Source organism: Streptomyces sp. 1331.2 (assembly GCF_900199205.1).
Classification (GTDB): domain Bacteria; phylum Actinomycetota; class Actinomycetes; order Streptomycetales; family Streptomycetaceae; genus Kitasatospora.
Map to the genome: position 1 here is coordinate 6600398 of NZ_OBMJ01000001.1, position 22865 is coordinate 6623262.

Here is a 22865-nt window from a genome sequence, read left to right on the forward strand (position 1 = left end):
GAGCCCGGCCGTCAGCCCTTGCCGCCGGCCTTCAGGACCTGGGCGGCCGCGACGCCGGCGGCGCTGTTGCCGTGGCCGCCGCCCTCGACCTCGGCGGCGACGGCGAGGTCGCCGCGGTAGGCGATGAACCAGCTGTTGGTGGCCTGGCTGCCGGCCTCGACGGTGCCGGTCTTGGCGCCGATCTGGCCGGACAGGCCGGACATCGGGGCGCGGGCGGTGCCCTGGGTGGCGGTCCTGGCCATCATCGCGCGCAGGTCCCGGGCGACGTCGGCGGGCAGCGTCCCGGGGGCCGTCACCCGTTTGGCGTCCTCCCGCAGGACGGGTTGACGGAAGGTGCCGTTCTGCACGGTGGCGGCGACGGAGGCCATCAGCAGCGAGTTGACCTGGATCTGGCCCTGGCCGATGTACTCGGCGGCCGCCTCGTCCTTGGTCCCCGGCACCGGGATGGTGGCGTCCCGGCTCGGGATGCCGATGTGCCACTCCAGGCCGAGGCCGAACTGGTCGCGGGCGACCTTGGTGAGGGTGCCGGGCGGCAGCTTCTCCAGGCCCTTGTCGATGAAGCCGGTGTTGCAGGAGTGGGTGAAGTCGTCGGTGAGCGTGTACGAGGGGAAGTCGCCGCTGTCGTCGTTGTGCCAGGCCCGCGGGGAGTAGGTGGTCTCCTTGCACGGCACCACGGTGTCCGGGGTCACCCCGGCCTGCAGCAGGGCGGCCGAGGTGATCACCTTCATGGTGGAGCCGGGCGGCTGGCCGCCCGCGACCGCGCGGTTGAACCCGCTCGGAGAGTAGGCCATCGCGAGGATGTGGCCGGTACTCGGCTGGACGGCCACCAGGGAGGCGGGCTTGCCGCCCGCCGACTGCTGCTTGACCGCCTCCTCGGCGACCTGCTGGAGGTCGGCGTCCAGGGTGAGCTTGACCTGCGGCGCGCTCGGCGGGGTCAGCACGAACAGCTGCTCGGGCTCCTTGCCGGCGCCGCCCGAGACGACCACGGCCCGCCCGGTGACGGCCGTCGTGCCGTCGGCGGGCGCGATCAGGGGCAGGACGGCGCTCAGCGACGGGAAGCCGTCGAGCGGTTTGCCGTTGCGGTCGGTCGGCTTGGACACCGGGTCGGGCAGCGCCTTCACGGCGATCGTGCGGCCCGGGCCGAGGCGGGGGTGGATCACCGTCGGTGTCCAGTGCACGACGGCCCGGCCGTCCTGGGCCCGGACGACGCTCAGCGCGCTGTCGTACTCCCAGGCGCCGGTCGCGCCGTCGAACTCGGCCTTCGCGCGGAAGCCGACGGCAGGCGCGGTCGGTGCGCTCGGCGAGGTCGTAGCGGCCGGCGCGGCCGGTTGGCCCGCCGGGGCGGCCGGCGCGGGGCCGGTCCCGGTCAGCGTGAGCGTGCGGGCCGCGACCTGCTCGTGGAAGGTCGCCAGCGCGGCGCGGGCCGTCTCCGGACTGTCCGTCAGCCCGGCGGCGGCCGCGACGTCCCCCCGGCTCCAGGCCGCCAGGAACTCCGCTGACACCTTCTCGGCCTGCTCGGCCGTCGCCGGCTCCTGCGGGGTCTGCGCGGCGCCGGCGGAGCCCTGGTGGCCGGCGGCACCCGGGGAGCTGTTGCCGTTCGAGACGGCGTTCACGATGTTGTAGGCGCCGTACCCGCCGACGGCCAGCAGCGCGGCGAACACCCCGCCGGCCGTCACCAGCAGGATCCGCTTCGCGGCCGGCCGGCGCGGGGCCCGCTCCTGCGCCTCGTCCTCGTACGCGTCGTATTCCTGTTCGTCCTGCATGTTTGGTCCCCCTGGTCCTTCTCCTGTCGCGGACCTGCCCCCTCCGGCATCCCGGCCCGCCGCGCCCGGACGAACCGTTCATGATCAGTTCGGGCGCGGACCAGCCTAAGCCGAGCGCCGGGATCGGTCGAGAGCGGGAGGCCCGCCGGCCGTGAAGACTCGGCCGGCGGGCCTCCCGGGGGAGGGCGGGGGTCAGGCCCAGGGATCGGTGAAGGAGCGGCCCGGGACGGGCTTGGCGATGAGGGCGATGGCGGTGAAGAAGTTGACCTGGCCGATGGCGATCATCAGGGTGGCGAGCGCCTTCTCCTCGTAGTGCCCGGCGACCTCGGCGTACAGCGCGTCGCTGACGCGTTCGCCGTCCGCGGCGGGCTGCAGGGTGGCTTCGACCAGGGCGAGCGCGGCGCGCTCGGGGGCGGTGAAGTACGGCGAGTCCTGCCAGGAGGAGACCGAGGTGATCTGCTCCTCGCTCACTCCGGCCTTGCGGAGGAAGCCGGTGTGCAGGACGGTCAGGTAGGTGTTGCCGGCGATCTGGCCGGCGCGCAGCTGGACCAGGCTGATGGTGCTGCGGGGCACCGAGCCGTTGCCGACGGCCTTGAACAACGCGGCCGAGACCTCGGCGAGTTCGGGGATGAGCTGCACCGGGTCCTGGGCCATGCGGGGGCGCTGCGGGATCTCGGTGGTGATCGATCGGGTGGTCAACGTGGTGTTCCTCTCGGGATGCCGTGATGTCGGCGTGATCAGCGGTGCTGTCACTGCTCCGACGGATCCCGAGGCACGGTTGTGACACCGCTGCCGAAAGGAGTTCCACCGCCCGTCGTCGGGGCCGATGGTGGTGAGCCGGGCGAGCGGCCCGGCGGCGCGGTGCGCGCGGTCGAGGTCAGGGCCGGCCCGGGCCCGGGCGCAGGACGGCGGGTGTGGGCCCGTCCGGCCGTACGGTGATGCTGTAGGCGGCGCCCGTCGGCTTGGCGCGGAACTCCAACGGGCCCATCGGCAGCAGGAGGTCCAGCAGGGCCGTGGTCTCCCGGAGGGCGAACTGGGTGCCCAGGCAGGCGCGGGCGCCGAGGCCGAACGGGAGGTAGGCGCCGAGCTGGCGCGGGCGGTCCGCGCCGGGGGCGAAGCGGGCCGGGTCGAAGCGCTCGGGGTCGGTCCACAGGGCGGGGTCGCGGTGGGTGAGGTAGGGGCAGACCAGGACGTCCGTCCCGGCGGCGACGCGGTGGCCGGCGATGACGTCGTCCTCGACGGCGTGCCGGGGGAGCAGCCAGGCCGGCGGGTAGAGCCGCAGGGCCTCGCTGACCAGCGCCTGCGGGTCGGCCGTCCGGGCCTCGGGGTGCTCGTCGAGGAGCAGGAAGAGCCAGGTCAGCGTGGTGGCGGTGGTCTCGTGCCCGGCGACGAGCAGGGTGACCAGCTCGTCGCGGATCAACCGGTCGGTGTACTCGGGGTACTGGTCGCCCGCCTCCAGCAGCACCCGGAGCAGGCCCGGCTCCTCCACCGGGCCGCCCGCCCGCGCCGCGTCGATCGCCGCGTGAGCGACGACGTCGATTCGGGCCAGGTCCTCGGCGACGGCGTCCCGGGCGTCCGCCGTGTCGGTGGGCAGCTTCGGCATGGCGGCCACCACCCGTTCCACTGCCCGGAGTTCGCGATCCGTCCGGTCGTCCAGCGGCAGCCCGGTGAGCGCCCGCCAGACGGTGTCCAGGGCGAAGCGGCGCATCTCCTCGGCCACGTCGAAGGTCTCCCCGGTGCGCCGGTGGTGCTCCCAGCGCTCCGCCGTCCGGCGCGCCGCCGTGGCGATCCGCTGCTCGTACCTGCGCATCCCGGTGCCGGTGAACTGCGACTGCAGCAACCGCCGTTGGCGCTTCCAGGGGTCACCGGTGGCGGACAGCACGCCGTCCCCGACGAGCATCCTGGCCCGGTGCGAGCGCTTGACGTACCGGTCCGGGTGGCGGCCCAGGACGTGCTGCACGGCGGCGGGGTCGGTGACCAGGACGGTCGGCGTCGGGCCGAGCCGGAACGCGGCGACACCGCCGACGCCGCGCTGTGTCCGGGCCAGCAGCTCGACCAGCTCGGCCTCCTCGGCCCGCCACTGCTCGACGATCTCGGGGCCCAACTCCGGTACCGGGCGGGTTTCCGTGCTCACGGGCGGGTTCCTTCCGGTCTGCTGACGGTTCGTCCGTTCAGACTCTATGCCAGCTCGACGGCCGGCCCGGCCGAGTCGGCCGGGCTGCGCCGACCGGGTGGCCGGCCGGGCCGGAGCCCGCGCGGCAACCCGCCGGGCCGTATGCGAACGGGTACCGTGCGGCGGGGCCGACCGGCCCCGGCTCGCTGCGCGGATGGGAGAGGGCATGCCCGTGACCCGGAACTTCGGAGGCGGCTGGACCCGCCGAGCGGCCCGGTGGCTGGCGGCCGCCCTGCTCGCCCCGGCCCTGGCGGCCTGCGGGGGCGGAGGCGGTTCCGACAGCGGCCAGGCCGACAACGGGCAGAGCAGCGGCCCGCAGCCCGACGACCGGCGGACCAAGGCGCGTGAGATCCAGGGCAGTTTCCAGAACGCCGGCGCGGTGTCCGCCAGTGCGCGCGGTTCCGGCACGAAGGCCGTCGTCATGTTGAAGAGCTCCTCGCCCACCCCGGCCGAGGCCGTCATCAGCAACGTGACCGACTGCACGGACAACGCCACGCCCGCCACCCCGAGCGAGGCCACGGTGACCGTGACCGACGCCGGGAGCGAACCGGTGGAGTTCACCCTCCCGACGTCGAGCGGGACGACTCGACCGGTCTGTTACACGGTGACCATCGACGGGGAGAGCCAGGACCTCCAGGCGACGGGAGCGGTCGCCGGCACGGCCGACACGGGCACGCCCGGCACCGGCGGGACCGGTCCGAGTGGCGGATCGACGAGCCCTGGCGGAGGCGCAACCTCGTACGAAAGCAGCGGGGGGACCGACACCGAGAGCGGGAGCGCGCCCTGAGCCCTTCCAGGGAGGACCGGCCCGTGGAGGAGGGGGAACGGCCGTCCGACGAGGAACGGCCCGCCGCAAGCCCGTGGAGCGGCTGGATCGCCACGCTCACGGGCTGGATCGCCCCGACCACCTTCGTCACCGCAATGCTCTTCTTCTTCGGCTACGCCTACACCAACTCCCTCTACAGCTACTTCGGCATCGACGCCGCGACGATCGGCTTCTCCACCCAGGAACTGCTCCTGCGCAGCTCCTCGGCGCTCTACCTGCCGGCCGGGGTCGTGCTCAGCGGGGTGTTGGTGGCCGCCCTGGCGATCCCGCTCGTGTCCGGCAGAGCCCGTCGCAGTGCGGGGAGTTCCCGGGTACTGCGCCGGGTGTGCCTGGCTCTCGTCCTGCCGGTGGCCGCACTGCTGGTGCTCGGCCTGCTGGCCGGGATCGAAGCGATCGACGCGGGCCCGATGGGCACTCCGGTGCTGATCGGCGGCGCACTGCTGCTCGCCCTCCTGGCGCGGCTGCTGAACGTGCGGGGCACCGGCGCGGCGTTCCCCGCGGCGGGCGAGCGGGCGGCGTTGGGCGTCACGGTGGCGATCATCGCACTGTGTGCGTACTGGGCGGTCGGCAGCTATGCCCAGGAGAAGGGGGAAGCCGACGCCGAACAGCTTTCCCACAACCTCCATCTGCGCCCGGCGGTCGTGCTCGACACGTCGGAGCGGCTTTCGCTGGGCTGGTCCGGGGTGCGGGAGACACCGCTGCCGGCCGCCGAGGCCGGGGCGCACTTCCGCTACCGCTACGAAGGCCTGCGGTTGCTGGCGCAGGCGGGCGGCCGGATGTTCCTGATCCCGCGGCAGTGGACGTGGGAGACCGGGAACGTGCTGGTCCTCCCGGTCGGCGCCGACGTCCGGGTGGCCTTCCACGCCGGTTGAGAACCGGGCCCCCGCACAGACGGCTGCGCCGCGGTCCGTCCCCCTCGACGGACCGCGGCGCAGCGGTTTCAGGTGGCGTCAGAACGCCCCGGTCACGCTGGTCACACCGGCTGCCACAGGGCCGGGACGATCGGCGGCTCCCAGCCGACCTGGGCGGTGTGACCCTGGACGCAGACGTAGCTGACGCCGTTGTAGGTCACGGTGTCGCCCGCCTTGTAGGTGGTGCCGGGAGTCCAGGTGCCGCCGGGGTCGGGGTTCCCGTTGCCCACGACCAGGGAGAAGCTGGTGCTGTGGGTGGCGGAGCCGGTCCCGGTGAGGGTGATGCTGTAGGTGCCGGCCGCGGTGGAGGCGGAGGTCGCGACGGTGAGCGTCGCGGAGCCGCCGGACTGCACCGAGGAGGGGCTGAAGGAGACGGTGACGCCGGCCGGGGCGCCGGTGGCGGTCAGGTTGACCGTCTGGGCCGAGCCGGAGGTGGTCGCGGTGGCGACGGTCGCCGTGGCGGTGTCACCGGGCCGGACGGTGGCGGTGGCCGGGTTCACCGCGAGGGAGAAGTCGTTGGCGGGCGTGGTGCCGCCGACCGAGGTCTTCCAGATGGTGTAGGCCACGCCGTCGGCGCTGCGGTTGAGCACCGTTGCGTCGACGTTGCCGGTGGTGTCGCAGGACTGGTGGTAGCAGGAGTCGTACGAACGGCCCGCCGTGCCGCCCCACTTGGCGGCCTGGGCGGAGGTCTTGGTGTCGCTGGCGCCGGCCGCGTAGCCCGAGGTCGGGATGCCGGCCTGCTGGAAGGAGTAGTCGTCCGAGCGGCCCTGGCCCTCGACGTTCTCCTCCGGCTGGAGGTTGAGGGAGTCCCAGTAGGCCTTCATCGGCGCGGAGGCGGCGGAGGTGAGGTTGTTGATGAAGTAGCCGGCGTTGGGCGAGCCGACCATGTCGAAGTTGTAGTAGGCCTTGATCGCGGAGCGCTGGCCGGAGCCGAGCCGGCCGACGTAGAACTGCGAGCCCTGCAGGCCCTGTTCCTCGCCGGTCCACCAGGCGAAGCGGACGTGCCGGGTCAGGGACGGGTTCTGCTGGGCGAGCACGAGCGCGTTCTCCAGCAGGGTGGCCGAGCCGGAGCCGTTGTCGTTGATGCCGGGGCCGGCGCCGACGCTGTCCAGGTGGGCGCCGAACATGGTGACCTGGTCGGACGGGCCGCCGGGCCAGTCGGCGATCAGGTTGTCGGACTGGTAGGTGCAGGAGGTGCAGGTCTGCTCGCTGACGGTGTAGCCGGCCGCCTGCAGCTTGGCCTTGAGGTACGCCACCGACTGGCTGTGCCCGGCGCTGCCCGCCCGGCGGTTGCCGCCGTTCTGGTTGGCGATGGCGTTCAGCTGTGACAGGTGGGCCTGGACCTTGGCCACGTCGATGTCGGGCGCGGGCCCGCCGGGGTTGCCCCCGCCACCGACGGTCAGGGTGTACTGGGCGGTGTGGGTGGCCGCGCCGGCGGTGCCGGTGACGGTGATCACGTACGTCCCGGCCGTGGCGCCCGAGGAGGCGGACAGGGTCAGGGTGGCGGAGGAGCCGGTCTGTACGGAGGAGGGGCTGACCGTCGCGGTGACGCCGGCCGGGGAGCCGGAGACGCTCAGGTTGACGGACTGCGCGGTGCCCGAGGTGAGCGCGGTGTTCACCGTCGCGGTGGTCGAGGAGCCGGGCTGGACGGAGCCGGACGCCGGGCCGAGCGAGAGCGAGAAGTCGTTGGTGCCGGACGGCGTGCAGGTCGGGTCACCGCTCTGAGCGGACACGCTGACTGCGTCCCAGGCGGCCTTGGCCCGGTTGAAGAAGGTGCAGGACGGGTCGAGGTTCTTGGCCGCCGTCAGGGTGGCGGTGCGGTAGCGCTTGTACGTCATGCCGCTGGTCTTGAGCAGCATGCCGCCGTAGAAGACCCGGCCGGCGTCCTTGATGCCGATGCCGGTGACGGAGGAGTTGTTGCAGGTCGGGCTGGAGGGCTTGCCGCCGCCCGGGTTGGAGCCCTCGGCCAGCAGGTAGAACCAGTGGTTCAGCGGACCGGCCGCCGCGTGCTCCTCGGTCTGCGGGATGGACGAGGAGTAGCAGTTGGGATCGTTGTTGACCGAGGAGGGGTTGGACATGTTCCGGATCGGGCCGTTGCCGACCAGGTTGATCATCTCGCCGACGGTGTAGTCCGGGCTGTCGTACGGCGCCGGCTCGTTGGCGTAGGCCTCGGTGAGGGCGCCCATGATGTCGCCGGTGGCCTCGCCCAGGCCGGACTCGTTGTTGGCGCCGCCCGGGGTGTACTGGTCGATGCCGTGGCCGAACTCGTGGCCGACCACGTCGATCGCGGCGATCCACTCGTTGGACTGGCTGTGGCCGATGGATATCGAGCTGCCGTCCCAGTAGGCGTTGACGTCGTTGAGGCCGACCTTCACCGGCCAGCTGCCGCCGTTGCCGTTGTGCCCGTTGCGACCCAGCCAGTCGCGGAGCATGTCCCATTCCTTCTGGGCCGCGAACATCGCGTCGCCGCAGCCGGTCTCCTTGCTGGTCGGGCTGCCGGTGCCCCAGGAGTCACTGGACTTGGAGAAGACCTGCCCGGTGCTGTAGTCGGAACAGGACAGGCCGGGGCGGTTCGGGTCGCGCAGCGAGTAGGAGCCGCCCGAGCCGGTGGTGCTGATGGTGACCGGCGCGGGGCCGTTCCACTTGCTGTTGACGGTGCCGGCGCGGACGTCGTCGTAGCTGTCGATGACCTCGCCGGTGGCCGCGTCCACGAAGACGTGCAGCCGGCTCGGGGCGCTGCCCTTGCTGCCGCTGAGCACGGTCTCCCAGGCGAGCCGGCCGCCGCTGCCGTCCTTGACCCGGACGACGAGCCGGTTCGACTCCACCGTGTCCACGACGGGCAGCCTGGTGCGGGCGGTCCTCTCCGCCGTGTCCGCGCCGATCTGCGGGGTGACGGAGCCGCCGACCGGGCCGGTCGCGGCGGACTGCAGGCCGCGGACCTTGCCCTGCCCGTCGGCGAGCACCACCGCGTCGCCGCCGACCACCGGCAGGCCGCGGTAGCTGCGCTCGTACGCGACGGAGTAGAGGCCGCCGACCCAGGGGGTGACCGCGCGGCGCTCGTAGGTCTCGCCGGGGCCCTTGGCCAGGGCGTCCAGGCCGGCCGCGGCCGCGGCGTCGGCGGCGTTGACGGCGGCGGCCAGGGCGCTCGGAGGTGTGGGGGAGGGGGTGGGCGCGGCGGTGGCCGGCCCCGCGGCGGCGGCGATCATGCCGGCCAGCACGGTCAGGGTGGTCGCCGTGGTCAGCAACCGACCTGTGGAAACTCTGCGTTGCATCGAGGCTCCTCGCGTGTGGGGGTCCTCGACCGCGGACGGGCATGGCTGGTGGCGCACCGCAGGCCGTGCCTGGGGGACGGCCGTGCGGGCCGTCCGCGCTCGGGTGCCCGAACCCTCACATGGCGTCATGCTCGGGTCAATGGCCGGTGCAGGCGATGCATAGGGTTGGCAAATTCCGTCAAGCCGACCCCTCCGCTTCGCGTCAAGCTGGGCTTTTCTGCGAGTGGTTGAGACCACGTCATGTACGGGGCGGGTGGCCATCGAGTACCGTCCTCGTCATCTGAGTCATCGGAGTCGTCGGAATCACTGGAATCGCCGACGGGCCCCGCGACCGGCCGGGGACGAACGGCGCACCCGGGGAGGCAGCCGTGCAGCGGAACCGTGTGGCCCCTGCGGCGGCGCTACCGGCGTGGCCGACCGGCCAGGGCCAGGGCGCCTGGCGGGAGTTCGGCGCCCGGGTGCGGCACTGGCGCCGCCGGGCCGGACTCACCCAGGCCCAACTCGGCGCCGGGATCGGCTACGACCACACCGCGGTCAGCAAGATCGAGCACGGCACCCGCCGGGTCACCCCCAGGACCGCCGACCGGATCGACGGACTCCTCGACGCCGGCGGCGACTTGAGCGCCGCCTGCCTGCACGCCGAGACCGCCGAGCTGTCCGCGCTCGACTCCTTCTCACCCGCGCTGCTGCGCCCCCCGTTGCCCGCCGGGGCGCCGGCCGCCGTCCCACCCGCCGACGCCGTCCTGCCGTCCCCGGCGCGGCTGCCCGACTACGGTCTGCTCTGCCCGCTGCACGGCGCCGAGGGCTGCGAGGTCCCCGGGCCCGCCGAACTCGCGGCCCGTTACGCCGAGTTCTGCTCACCGAAGGTGCTCGCCGACCCGGCCGCCGCGCCGCCGCTGGACGCCGGCACCGCGCACGCCCTCACCGGACTGCTCGCCGCCCACCTGCGGGCCGGCGAGATCGGCGGCCGCCCGGGCCTGGCCGCCGCCGTCGAACGCACCCTGCACGCCGTGCTCGCCCGGCTCGCCACCGCGCCCGCCGCCCGGCGCGCACCGCTGGCCCGGCTGGCGGCCGAGCACGCCCACGCCGCCGGCGCACTGCGCATGCAGGACGGCCGCAACGCCACCGCGATGGCCTGCTACGACCGGGCGCTGACCTGGGCCGGGCTGGCCGGCGACCTGGCCACCCAGGTCGGCACGCTCAGCGACCTGAGCATCCTGGCCCGGCTCGACGGGGATCCGCAGGCCGCGCTCGGCTACGCCCGCGAGATCGACCGCATCGCCCCCGGCCGGCCCTGGGCCGGGGCGATGGACCGGGTCAGCCGGGCCCGCGCGTACGCCCTCACCGGCGACGTCCGGGCGGCGGTCCGTCAGATCGGTCTGGCCCGGGCGCACCTGGAACACATCGGCACGCAGGACGAGGTCGACGTGCCCTGGCTCTCCATCGCCTCGATGCGGATGCGGGTCGAGTCCGCGGCGGCCGCCGCGCTGCGCGATCTCGCCGCGGCCGGGGACGACCTGCGGCTGGCCCGCCGGGCGCTGAGCGCCACCGAGACCGCGCTGGGTCTGCTCGGCCCGAACCAACTGCCGGCCAGTCGACTGCTGTTCATCGTCCGGGCGGCCGACTGCCATGCCTGCGCGCACGATCCGCGCACGGCCCTCGAAATCCTCGCCCCCGCCCTGGAGGCCGCTCCCGCGACCGCCCTGCCCGCGCTGGTCGAGCACGAGCTGCGCGGCCTGCGCGGACGCCTCGCGGCGCACGAACCGCGCGCCGCGCACCGGCTGGCGGAGCTGGCCCGGTCCTGACCGCGAGCGGCGTTCGGGACTCCCGACCGTCAGGGGCGCATGGGAGGGCGTGCGACCAAAGAGGGGTGGTGAACAGTGGTGCCGCACGCCGATAATTCCTACTCCTGCCACAAAATGCGCCCCCTTCACGCCGTTCGAGCGTCAACTTCGTGCGCGATTCTTCCGCCGATCGGGTCATTCATGGCGTTAACACGTCGAATGACTTCCTGGGCTTGCGGCTCCCGCTAGAGTCTCTGACGTTTCCAGTCGTTAGTCCGCGAAGAACGGGGGGCGCGTGCTTTCAGCCCTTGCGCGCCGGCTCGCCCATCCGCTCCTGCTCCTGGGTGTCCTGTCCATTTCCGTTGCGACCCTGCACTTCCACTGGGCACCCGACCGGGTCTCCCCGCTCGTCCTGATCGCCGTCATCGGATACCTGGCGGTGCTGGAGCGGGTGATCCCGTACCGGACCGACTGGCACCCGAGCCGTCGTGAACTAGGCTGGTACAGCGTCTACTTCGTGCTGAGCATGGTCGGCGGCGGACTGGCCCAAGGGCTGGTGACGGCGCTGGTGGAGGTGCTCGGCCCGGCACACCCGGCACTGCCGTTCGCGGTGGAGATCCCACTCGCGCTGCTGGTCGGCTCGCTCGGCGACTACCTCGTGCACCGCTGGTCGCACCGGAACCGATGGCTCTGGCGGCTGCACGGAGTGCACCACGTCCCGGACAAGGTGAACGTCGCGAACAACGGCGTCAACCATTTCCTGGACGTCTTCGTCGCGCAGTCCGTGGTCCAGCTCTCGTTGGCGCTGATCGGATTCTCTGCGGATTCGGTGTTCGTGGTCGGAATATTCGTTCTGGCTCAGGGGTATTTCGTCCACGCGAACATCGACGTCCACCTCGGTCCGCTCGGCCACGTCCTGGCCGGCCCGGAGCTCCACCGCCTGCACCACAGCACCGACCTCGGCGAAGCCGGCCACTACTCCTCCGACCTCTCGCTCTGGGACCACGTGTTCGGGAGCTTCACCTGGCGTCCCGGCCGTGCGCCGAAGGCCGTCGGCCTCACCGATCCCGCTGCGTTCCCCGCCACCGGTGAACTCGGCGCCACCCTGCTGCACCCCTGGCGCCGGGCGAAGACCACCGAGCAGTCCGCCTGACCCGCCCACGCAGCCCCCTCTTGCCCGTGTCCACGGCGCCACGCCATCACCCTCGGATTGGATCATGACTTCCTCGCCCTTCGCCGTGCCCCGCGAGCCCATCGCGATCACCGGTATCGGCTGCCGCCTGCCGGGACACGCCAACGACCACCGGACCTACTGGCGCAACCTGATCGAGGGCCGGGACTGTCTCACCGAGACCCCCGCCGACCGGTACGACACCGGCACCCTGGGCAGTCGGGACCGGGCCAAGCGGGGCCGGCTGATCGGCGGCCGGGGCGGCTACATCGACGGCTTCGACACCTTCGACCCGGAGTTCTTCGGGATCAGCCCGCGCGAAGCCGAGCACATGGACCCGCAGCAGCGCAAGCTCCTGGAGGTCAGCTGGGAGGCGCTGGAGGACGGCGGCCTGCGCCCGGGCGAACTCGCCGGGCGCGAAGTCGGCGTCTACATGGGCGCCTTCACCCTCGACTGGAAGATCCTGCAGTTCGCCGACCTCGACTTCGCCACCATCGCCGCGCACACCGCCACCGGCACCATGATGACGATGGTGTCCAACCGGATCTCGCACTGCTTCGACTTCCGCGGCCCCAGCGTCTCGATCGACACCGCGTGCAGCTCCTCCCTGGTCGCGGTCCACCTCGCCTGCCAGAGCCTGCTCCGCGGAGAGACCGAACTCGCCCTGGCCGGCGGCGCGTTGCTGCACATGGCACCGCAGTACACGATCGCCGAGACCAAGGGCGGCTTCCTCTCCGCGGACGGCCGCTCGCGCGCGTTCGACGCCTCCGCCGACGGCTACGTCCGGGCCGAGGGCGTCGGCGTGGTCGTGCTCAAGCGGCTCTCCGACGCGCAGCGCGACGGGGACCCGGTGCACGCCGTCATCCTCGGCAGCGGCGTCAACCAGGACGGCCGCACCAACGGCATCACCGTCCCCAGCGCGGACGCCCAGGTCACTCTGATCGAACGGGTCTGCGCCGAGGCCGGGGTGGCACCCGGCAGCCTGCAGTACGTCGAGGCGCACGGCACCTCCACCCCGGTCGGCGACCCGATCGAGGCGGCCGCGCTCGGCCGGGTGCTCGGCATCGGCCGCCGCTCGGGGGACCGCTGCTACGTCGGCTCGGTCAAGACCAACATCGGGCACACCGAGGCCGCGGCCGGCGTCGCCGGGCTGATCAAGACCGCGCTCGCCCTCAAGCACCGCCGCATCCCGCCGCACCTCAACCTGGAACGCCCCAACCCTGGCATCGACCTCGCCGCGCTGCCCTTCGAGATCCCGACCGAGCCGGTCGACTGGCCCGAGCACCGCGGCCCGGCCCGCGCGGGCGTCAACTCCTTCGGCTTCGGCGGCACCAACGCCCACGTCCTGCTGGAGGAACCGCCGAGCCCCGGGCCCGCCGCGCCGGTCGCGGAGCCCGTGCGCACCATCCTCCCGCTGAGCACCAAGGACGCCGCCGGACTGCCCGAACTCGCCGCCGCCGTCCGGCAGGAGCTCGCCGCCGGCGCCTCGCCGGCCGACCTCGGACACACCCTGGCCCACCGCCGCCAGCACCTGCCCGAACGGCTCGCGGTGACGTACTCCACCCGGCAGGACCTGGACGAGGCACTGGCCGCCTGCGAGCGCGGCGAGGACCACCCGCAGGTGGTGCGGGGCCGCGCCCGGGAGCGCCGGCAGCGGCGCCTGGCCTGGGTGTTCACCGGCATGGGCCCGCAGTGGTGGGGGATGGGCCGCGGCCTGTACGAGACCGAAGCGGTCTACCGCGAGGCCGTCACGGCCGTCGACCGCGAGATCCGGGCGCAGGCCGACTGGTCGCTGCTGGAGGAGCTGGGCCGGGACGAGGCCGACTCCAGGATGGCCGGGACCTGGCTCGCCCAGCCCGCCAACTTCGCCGTCCAGGTGGGACTTTCGGCGCTTTGGCGCAGCCACGGACTGCGCCCCGACGCGGTGGTGGGCCACAGCACCGGCGAGGTGGCCGCCTTCCACGAGGCCGGGGTCTACGACCTGGCCGACGCCGTCCGGGTGGTGCTGGCCCGCAGCCGGCTCCAGCAGCGGCTGGCCGGCACCGGCAGCATGCTCGCCGTCGGCCTGCCCGAGGCCGAGGCGGAGCGCCGGATCCGCCCGTACCGCACCCGGGTCTCGCTCGGCGCCGTCAACAGCCCCTCGGCGGTGACCCTGGCCGGGGACACCGAGGCGCTGGCCGAACTGGCCGAAGAGCTCACCGCTCAGGGCGTGTTCGCCCGCCTCCTGGACGTCGAAGTGCCCTACCACAGCGTGCGGATGGACCCGATCCGGGACGATCTGGTCGCCGCGCTCGCCGGCATCAAGCCGCAGGACGCGCGGCTGCCGCTCTACCTCACCGCGCGCGAAGGTCTCGCCAAGGGGCCCGAACTGGACGGCGAGTACTGGTGGCAGAACGTCCGCAACCCGGTCCGCTTCCGCGCCGCCGTCGAGCGGATGGCCGAGGACGGACACGCTCTCTTCCTGGAGCTCGGCCCGCACCCGGTGCTCGGCCACGCGATCCGCGAGTGCGCCGGCCAGGCGCACACCGTGGCGTCGATCCGCCGCCGCCAGGACGAGACCGCCTGCTTCACCCGCAGCCTCGCCGAACTGCACACCCTGGGCGTCGAGCTGACCTGGGACGCGCTGCACCCCGGCGGGCGCCCCGCACCGCTGCCCGGCTACCCGTGGCGGCGCGACCGGTACTGGGTCGAGCCCAAGCCGGTCGAGCAGGTCCGGCTCGGACAGGTCGACCACCCGCTGCTCGGCCGCCGCACGCCCAGCGCCCAGCCCGGCTGGACCACCGCGCTCGACCCCGAGCGGCTGCCGTACCTGAACGACCACCGGATCGAGGGCCAGATCGTCTTCCCGGCCGCCGGATACCTGGAGATGGCCGCCCAGGCCGTGCGTGCGCTCACCGGCGGCACCGAGGTCGTGCTGGCCGAGGTCGAGCTCAACCGGGCGCTGTTCCTCTCCGAGGCCGAGCCCGCCACCGTCCAGCTCGGCTACGCACCGGAGGACGCCCGCTTCACCATCGCCTCCACCCCGCCCGGCGGCGAACCCGTCGTGCACGCCGGCGGCCGGGTCCGCACCGGCCAGCGCCGCTCCTACGGCCCCGCGCTGGACGTCGCCACGCCGCAGGCCCACGGGCGCCACCTCGACGGCCCGGACTGCTACCGGCAGCTGGCCGAACGCGGCTACCACTACGGGCCCGCCTTCCAGGCCGTCCAGGAGGTGTGGACGGGCCCCGGCGAGGCCCTGGCCCGGATCCGGGCCACCGACCTGCTCGGCCCCGACGCCGCCGACCACCACCTCCACCCGGTGCTGCTGGACGCCTGCTTCCAGACCCTGCTCGCCACCACGCTGCACGCCCCCGAGGTCGGCAGCGTCCGGCTGCCGGTCTCCATCGAGGAGGTCCGGCTCGACGAGATCGGCGCCCGGCCGCTCTGGGCCCGCGCCACTGTCACCCGGGACAGCGGCGACGAGCTCGTCGGCGACATCGCCCTGCACAGCGAGGACGGCACCCCGATCGGCCGGATCACCGGCTTCCGGGTCGCCGACGTCGCCCAGGCCCCGGCCACGGTGGGGCTGGCCACCATCGACGGCTGGCTCACCGAACCCGCTTGGGTGCAGGCGTCCGAGGCGCCCGCCGACCGGACCCCCGGCGACCTGCTGCTCCTCGCCGACGAGGGCGGCCTCGCCGAACGGCTGGCCGCGCTGGCCGCCGAACGCGGCGCCCGCTGCCACCTCGTCCGGCCCGGCACCGAGTACCGCCACGAGGACGGGCACTCGACCGTACGGCCCGACTCGGCCGAGGACGTCCAGCAGCTGCTCGCCGACCTCGACCCCGGCTACGCCACCGTCGTCCACCTCTGGAACCTCGACCTGCCCGCGCTGGGCAGCACCGCACCCGACCGGCTCGGCCCGCTCGCCACCCACGGCGCCTACTCCCTGATCGCCCTCGCCCAGGCCCTGCCCGCCGCCCGCCCCGACGGCCGGCTGCACATCGTCACCCGGGGCACCCAGCCCGCCGCCCCCGGCGACCGGGTCGAACCGCTCGGCGCCCCCGCCTGGGGCATCGGCCGGGTGCTCTGGCAGCAGGAACTCGTCACCCAGCGCGGCACCCTGATCGACCTCGACCCCGCCGTCGACACCCCCGCACAGGCCGAGGCGCTGCTCGCCGAACTCACCGCCCGGGACGAGCAGGAGATCGCCCTGCGGGCCGGCGCCCGCCTGACCAGCCGGCTGCGCCAGGCCGAAGGCCTCACCCGGCCGCTGCCGCCCGTCCTGCGCCCCGACGGCAGCTACCTCGTCACCGGCGCCTTCGGTGCCCTCGGCCGGCTGCTCTGCCGCACCCTGGTCCGACGCGGCGCCCGCCGCCTGATCCTGGTCGGCCGCACCCCGCTGCCCGAGCGCTCCCAGTGGGCCCACACCGACCCGCAGACCCCCGCCGGGGAGCGGATCGCCTTCCTGCGTGAACTCCAGGCACTCGGCGCCGAACCGCTGCTCGCCCCGGTGGACGTCACCGACGAGGCCGCCCTCACGGCCTGGCTCGCCGACTACCGCGAGCGCCAACTCCCGCCGATCCGCGGCGTGTTCCACCTCGCCGGACAGGTCAAGGACACCCTGCTGGCGCAGATGGACCGCAGCTCCTTCGACGCCGGGTACACCCCCAAGGTCGTCGGCGGCCACCTGCTGCACCGGCTGCTGCGCGACGAACCGCTGGACCACTTCGTCCTGTTCGCCTCCGTCGCCTCGCTGCTCACCACCGCCGGACAGACCAACTACGCGGCCGGCAACGCCTTCCTGGACGCCCTCGCGCACCACCGCCGGGCCGACGGCCTGCCCGCGCTCAGCCTGGACTGGGGCCCCTGGGCCACCGGCATGATCGAGGAACTGGGCCTGGTCGCCCACTACCGCGACGCCCGCGGCATGAGCTCGCTGCCGCCGGACGCCGGGACGGCCGTCCTGGAACGCGTCCTCGGCCAGGACCGGGCCCAGCTGCTGGTCGCCACCGTCGTGGACTGGCCGACCTTCCTCGCCTGGTACCCGGAGCCGCCGCCGCTGGTCGCCGACCTGGCGGCCGACGCCGCCGAACAGGCCCCGGCCGAGACCGGCGGCTTCCTGGACGCCTACCGCACGGCCGACCCGCAGAGCCGCCGGGAGCTGGTCACCGAGCGGTTCACCGCCGCCGCCGCGGCCGTGCTGCGGACCGGCGCCGAACGGATCGATGCGGACACCAGGCTCGGCGCGCACGGCCTCGACTCGCTGCTCGCGATGGAGCTGCGCGCCCGGGTGCACGGCGAACTGGGTGTCGCCCTCCCGGTGGTGGCCCTGCTCAGCAACGGCACCGTCGGCGACCTGGTCGACCTGCTCACCGAAGGCCTGGCCGAACGGCTCGCCGACGGCGGCCCGGCCCGGGCCGAGATCGAGCTGCACACCGACGAGAGCCGCTACCCGCTCACCCACAACCAGCAGGCGCTCTGGTTCCTGCGCCAGCTGCACCCGGACGGCTTCGCGTACAACATCGGCGGCGCCGTCGAGGTGCGCGCCGTGCTCGACCCCGAGCTGGTGTTCGCGGCCTTCCGCTTCCTGGTCGCCCGCCACCCCGGCCTGCGGGCCGCCTTCACGGCGGAGGAGGGCCGGCCGGTCCAGCGCATCCGCGAGGAGGCGGTGGCCGACACCGGGCTGTTCGACGTCGAGGGCCGGCCGTGGGAGGAGATCCACGAGCTGATCGTCCGCGAGTACCGGCGGCCGTACGACCTGGCCGAGGACCCGCTGGTCCGGCTGCGGCTGTTCCGGCGCGGGCCGGACCGCTGGGTGCTGATGAAGGCCGTCCACCACATCGTCTCGGACGCGATCTCCACCTTCACCTTCATCGAGGAGCTGTTCGAGGTCTACGAGGCGCTGCGGCAGGGCCGCACCCCCGAACTACCCCCGGTGGCCGCCCGCTACCTGGACTTCCTCAACCACCAGAACCGCTTCCTGGCCGGCCCCGACGCCCAGCGGATGCTCGACTACTGGCGCGGCCACCTGCCCGCCGAGATGCCGGTGCTGGCGCTGCCCACCGACAAGCCGCGGCCGGCCGTGCAGACCCACAACGGGGCCTCCGAGTTCTTCCGGCTGGACGACGAACTGACATCCCGGGTCCACGAGTTGGCCCGGGCGAACGGCGCCACCCCCTTCATGGTGCTGCTCGGCGCCTACTACCTGCTGCTGCACCGCTGGTCCGGCCAGCCGGACATCGTGGTCGGCAGCCCCGTCACCGGCCGCACCCAGGAGGAGTTCGCCTCCGTCTACGGCTACTTCGTCAACCCGCTGCCGCTGCACATCAGTCTGGCCGGGGAGCCGACCGTGCCGGAGCTGCTGGCCCGGGTGCGGGAGAGCGTGCTCGGCGGGCTGGACAACCAGGAGTACCCCTTCCCGCTGCTGGTCGAGCAGCTGGGGCTGCAGCACGACCCGAGCCGGTCCGCGGTGTTCCAGGCGATGTTCATCCTGCTCACCCACAAGGTCGCCGTGGAGCGCTTCGGCTACCGCCTGGAGTACATCGAACTCCCTGAAGAAGAAGGGCAGTTCGACCTCACCCTGTCCGCCTACGAGGACCGGTCGGACGGCTGCTTCCACTGCGTCTTCAAGTACAACTCCGACCTCTTCGAGCCCGCCACCGTCCAGCGGCTCGCCGCGCACTACCGCAACCTGCTGGACGCCATGACCCGCGCCGCCGAGGGCGAGCCGGTCGGACGGCTGCGGATGCTGGACGCGGCCGAACGCCGGGAGATCCTCACCGCATTCAGCGGCGCCGAACGGCGGATCGACCACGACACCCCGGTGCCGGAGCTGATCGCCAAGGCCGCCGCCGAACACCCGGAGGCCGTCGCCGTGGTCGCCCCCGGCCGGGAGGAGACCCGGCGGCTGACCTACGGCGAACTCGACCGGCTCTCCCAGCGCACGGCCCTGCGGCTGCGCGAACTCGGCGTCGGCGAAGGCTCGGTGGTCGCCGTCTGCCTGGACAAGTCACCCGAGCTGATCACCACCCTGCTGGGGATCTGGCGGGCCGGCGCCGCCTACCTGCCGCTCGACCCCGGGCACCCGGCCGACCGCCTGGCCCACCAGCTCGCCGACGTCGGCGCCACCCTGGTCGTGGTCGACGAGCGGCGCCCGCTCCCGGCCGACCTGCCCGCCACGCCCGTCACCCTGGAGGAACTGGACCGGCCCGCCGCAGCCACCGGGCCGCTGCCCGCCGCCGACCCGGACCGCGCCGCCTACGTGATCCACACCTCGGGCTCCACCGGCCGCCCGAAGGGCGTCCGCGTCGACCACCGCAACCTGGCCGCCGTCACCGCCGGCTGGCGCGCCGAGTACCGCCTGGACACCGAGGCCCGGACCCACCTGCAGATGGCCGGCACGGCCTTCGACGTCTTCTCCGGCGACCTCGCCCGGGCCCTCGGCACCGGCGGGACCCTCGTCCTGGTCGACCGCGAACTGCTCTTCGACACCGCCCGGCTCTACCGGGTGATGCGCGAGGAGGCCGTGGACTGCGGCGAGTTCGTGCCCGCGGTGGCCCGCGCCCTGCTGGCGCACTGCGAACGCGAGGGCCTGCGGCTGGACTTCCTGCGGCTGCTCATCGTCGGCTCCGACTCCTGGAAGGCCGTCGAGCACCAGCGGCTGCGCGCCCTGTGCGGCGAGCGGACCCGGCTGGTCAACTCCTACGGCCTGACCGAGGCCAGCGTCGACAGCACCTACTACGAGGGCCCGGCCGACAGCCTGGAACCCGGCCGGATGGTGCCGATCGGCCGGCCCTTCCCGAACAGCGCGCTGTACATCCTCGACCCGTACGGCGAGCCCGTCCCGGCCGGCGTGCCCGGCGAGCTGTGGATCGGCGGCGCCGGCGTCGCCGCCGGCTACCCCAACGACCCGGAGCAGACCGCCCGGCGCTTCGTCACCCTGGAACTCGACGGCACACCCGTACGGCTCTACCGCACCGGGGACCTCGGGCACTGGGACACCGCCGGCACCGCGCACCTGCTCGGCCGGATCGACAACCAGGTCAAGGTCCGCGGCCACCGCATCGAACCGGGCGAGATCGAGGCCCACCTCACCGCCCGGCCCGAACTCGCCCAGGCCTGCGTGGCGGTCCGCCAGGACGCCGCGGGCGAGGCCGTGCTGGCCGCCTACGTCGTCCCCGCCGAGGGCACCGTGCTGGACCGCCGGGAGCTGCGCCGGCACCTCGCCGAACACCTGCCCACCGTGATGATCCCCTCCTACCTCACCGAACTGCCCGCCCTGCCGCTCACCCCGAACGGCAAGGTCGACCTCGCCGCCCTGCCGGAGCCCAAGGCTGACACCGCGGGCGCCCAGCACGAACCGCCCGTCACCCTCTACGAGATCCGGGTCGCCGAGCACTGGCGGAACCTCCTCGGCCTGGACGAAGTCGGCCTCCAGCACGACTTCTTCGAACTCGGCGGCAGCTCGATCCGACTCATCGAGCTGATCCACCACCTGCAGACCGAGTTCAACATCAGCATCCCGGTCGGCCAGCTGTTCAAGGTCACCACCCTGCACGGCATGGCCCGCACCGTCGAGCAGATCATCACCGGCGAACTGGCCGGCGGCCAGCCCCACCTCTGGTTCAACCCCGAGGCGACCGAAGGCCGTACGGTCTTCTGCTTCCCGCCGGCCGGCGGCCACGGCCTGGTCTACCGGCAGCTCGCCGCACACCTGCCGGAACACCGGATCGCCTCCTTCAACTACCTCACCGGCGACGACAAGACCGCCCGCTACGCGGACCTGGTCGAGGAACTGCACCCGGACGGGCCGTACGTCCTGCTCGGCTACTCGCTCGGCGGCAACCTCGCCTTCGAGGTCGCCAAGGAACTGGAACGCCGGGGCCGCACGGTGAGCTCGGTGCTGCTGGTGGACGCCTACCGGGTCCGGGACGCCTTCGACCTGGGCGAGGAGCACGTGGCCGTCTTCGAGCGCGAACTCCACGAACACCTGCACCGGCACACCGGCTCGCGGATCGTCGCCCAGGAAACCCTCGAACAGGCCCGGGACTACCTGGAGTTCTGCAGCCGCACCCCCAACACCGGCACCGTGGCGGCCCATCTCGACGTGGTCTGCGAACGGGAACGGCTGGCCGTGCACGTCGGCGGCGAGGAGGGCTCCTGGCACGGCGCCTCCACCACCGGCACCGCCGTGTACGCCGGCCACGGCAGCCACGCCGAGATGCTCGACGGCGAGCACGCCGCCCGCAACGCCGAACTGGCCGGCGCCATCCTGGCCGGAGGCACCGTCGATGGCCGCGACTGACCGCGGACCGGACTGGTCCGGCCGGGAGCGGGCCCCCGGCGGCCCGCCCCGGGTCATCGTGATCGGGGCCGGCCTGGCCGGCCTCGCCACCGGCTGCTACGCGCAGATGAGCGGCCTGGAGACCCGGATCTTCGAGAAGCACGTCCTGCCCGGCGGCTGCTGCACCGCCTGGTCCCGGCACGGCTACCTGTTCGACTACTGCATCGACTGGCTGATCGGCACCGCCGAGGGCACCGGTGCCCACCAGGTCTGGCGCGAACTCGGCGCCCTGGACGGCAAGTCGGTGACCCGCTTCGACACCTTCAACCGGGTCGTCGACGAACACGGCCGCGCCGTCACCTTCTTCGGTGACCCGGACCGGCTGGAGGAGCACCTGCTGGCCCTCGCGCCCGGCGACGCCAAGCCGATCCGGGCGTTCTGCCGGGACCTGCGCCGCTACGCCGCCATCGACCTGCCCTGGGACCTCACCCCGCCGCCGCTGCGCAGCACAGCCGAGCGGCTGCGCACCCTGCGCGCCGTCCTGCCCGCCTTCCGGCTGTTCTGGCGCACCGCCACCACCCCGATGAGCGGCTTCGCCGAGCGCTTCCAGGACCCGCTGCTGCGCCGGGCCTTCCCCAACATGTTCCTGCAGGAGCCCGCCGGCTTCCCGCTGCTGCCCTACCTGTACACCCTGGCCGCCGCGCACAACGGCAACGCGGGCTTCCCGCAGGGCGGTTCGCTCGGGCTGGCCCGCTCGGTGGAGGAGCGGTACACCTCGCTCGGCGGGACGATCGGCTACCGCTGCCGGGTGGAACGGATCCTGGTCGAGGACGGGCGCGCCGTCGGCGTGGAACTCCGGGACGGCACCCGGCACTTCGCCGATCACGTGGTCGCCGCCTGCGACGGCCCGACGGTGCTCGACCGGCTGCTGGAGGGCCGCTACTCCAGCCCCGCCACCGACCGGCTGTACGGCGAACTCCTGAACAAGCCGGGCAACCTGTACCCGGCCGTGGTCTCCGCCTTCGTCGGCATCGACGGCCCGCTACCGGAGGGCGAACCGCACAGCACCACCTACCTGCTGGCGCCGCAGGACGGCGACCGGCTGCCCGGTTCGCTGCAGTGCAGCCTGGTGGTGCAGCTGCGCTCGGCCTACGCGGAGGGCTTCGCGCCGCCCGGCAAGTCGGTGCTGCACTGCACCTACTTCAGCGACTACCGCTCCTGGAAGGACCTGCGGCTGCGGGACCGCCGGGCGTACCGGGCGCGCAAACAGGAAGTCGCCGCGTTCGTCCGGGAGTTCCTGGAGCGGACCTACCCCGAACTCCGCGGTCGGATCGAACTGGTCGACGTGGCCTCGCCGGTGACCACCGAGCGGTTCACCGGCAACACCTACGGCAGCATCCTCGCCTGGCAGGCCTTCTCCGAGGCCGAGGACGCCGCCAACCGGCTGGTCAACCGGGACCGGATGCGGCTGCCCGGGCTGCGCGGCTTCTCCATGGCCGGGCAGTGGGCCTCGCTCGGCGGGCTGATCCGCGCCGCCACCAGCGGGCGGTACGCCGCCCAGTACCTCTGCCGGGAACTCGGCCGGCCGTTCCGGGCCTGGCCCAGCGACAACCAGGAACCCTGGCACGCGGGCAAGTGGGGCCGCCTGCCGCAACTCGACCGGGCCACCGTGGGAGTACCTGAGTGAGCGGGACGACGAC

10 protein-coding genes are annotated in these 22865 nt (G+C 73.5%); 6 read left to right on the forward strand and 4 right to left on the reverse strand.

Annotated elements, in window-relative coordinates; all coding sequences use genetic code 11:
* Nucleotides 1–11 precede the first annotated feature (11 nt).
* The 3 genes from CRP52_RS28765 to CRP52_RS28775 form a co-directional block, all read right to left on the reverse strand.
* On the reverse strand, nt 12–1763 hold the full coding sequence (locus CRP52_RS28765) for a penicillin-binding transpeptidase domain-containing protein (RefSeq protein ID WP_097239056.1): 1752 nt from the start codon (nt 1761–1763) through the stop codon (nt 12–14).
* Nucleotides 1764–1955: 192 nt separating this feature from the next.
* Nucleotides 1956–2462: a carboxymuconolactone decarboxylase family protein gene (locus CRP52_RS28770; RefSeq protein WP_257032898.1), complete on the reverse strand. Its 507-nt coding sequence runs from the start codon at nt 2460–2462 to the stop codon at nt 1956–1958.
* A gap of 178 nt (nt 2463–2640) precedes the next feature.
* Nucleotides 2641–3897, reverse strand: a complete 1257-nt coding sequence (locus CRP52_RS28775) for a cytochrome P450 (protein WP_257032899.1) — start codon at nt 3895–3897, stop codon at nt 2641–2643.
* A 205-nt stretch (nt 3898–4102) separates the two neighbouring features.
* Between CRP52_RS28775 and CRP52_RS28780 the strand changes: the two genes are divergently transcribed.
* A complete protein-coding gene (locus CRP52_RS28780; protein ID WP_097239058.1) occupies nt 4103–4723 on the forward strand; it encodes a hypothetical protein in 621 nt (206 codons plus the stop codon).
* A 23-nt stretch (nt 4724–4746) separates the two neighbouring features.
* Complete coding sequence (locus CRP52_RS28785) at nt 4747–5634, forward strand: hypothetical protein (RefSeq protein WP_097239059.1); 888 nt, start codon at nt 4747–4749, stop codon at nt 5632–5634.
* 101 nt (nt 5635–5735) lie between these two features.
* On the opposite strand, the gene CRP52_RS28790 is transcribed toward CRP52_RS28785, so the two are convergent.
* Entirely contained in the window at nt 5736–8945 is a 3210-nt protein-coding gene (locus CRP52_RS28790) for a M28 family peptidase (RefSeq protein ID WP_373560529.1), read from the reverse strand.
* Between the two features lie 368 nt (nt 8946–9313).
* On the opposite strand from CRP52_RS28790, the gene CRP52_RS28795 reads away from it, so the two are divergent.
* The 4 genes from CRP52_RS28795 (at nt 9314) to CRP52_RS28810 (ending at nt 22852) form a co-directional block, all read left to right on the forward strand.
* Entirely contained in the window at nt 9314–10750 is a 1437-nt protein-coding gene (locus CRP52_RS28795) for a helix-turn-helix domain-containing protein (protein WP_257032900.1), read from the forward strand.
* A 274-nt stretch (nt 10751–11024) separates the two neighbouring features.
* Nucleotides 11025–11882, forward strand: a complete 858-nt coding sequence (locus CRP52_RS28800; protein ID WP_097239060.1) for a sterol desaturase family protein — start codon at nt 11025–11027, stop codon at nt 11880–11882.
* Between the two features lie 64 nt (nt 11883–11946).
* Nucleotides 11947–21186, forward strand: coding sequence for a non-ribosomal peptide synthetase/type I polyketide synthase (locus CRP52_RS28805; RefSeq protein ID WP_097239061.1), 9240 nt, complete (start codon nt 11947–11949; stop codon nt 21184–21186).
* Nucleotides 21173–22852 (forward strand): phytoene desaturase family protein, encoded by a 1680-nt coding sequence (locus CRP52_RS28810; RefSeq protein WP_097239062.1) that lies wholly within the window; start codon nt 21173–21175, stop codon nt 22850–22852. The genes CRP52_RS28805 and CRP52_RS28810 overlap by 14 nt, the downstream gene beginning before the upstream one ends.
* Nucleotides 22853–22865 lie beyond the last annotated feature (13 nt).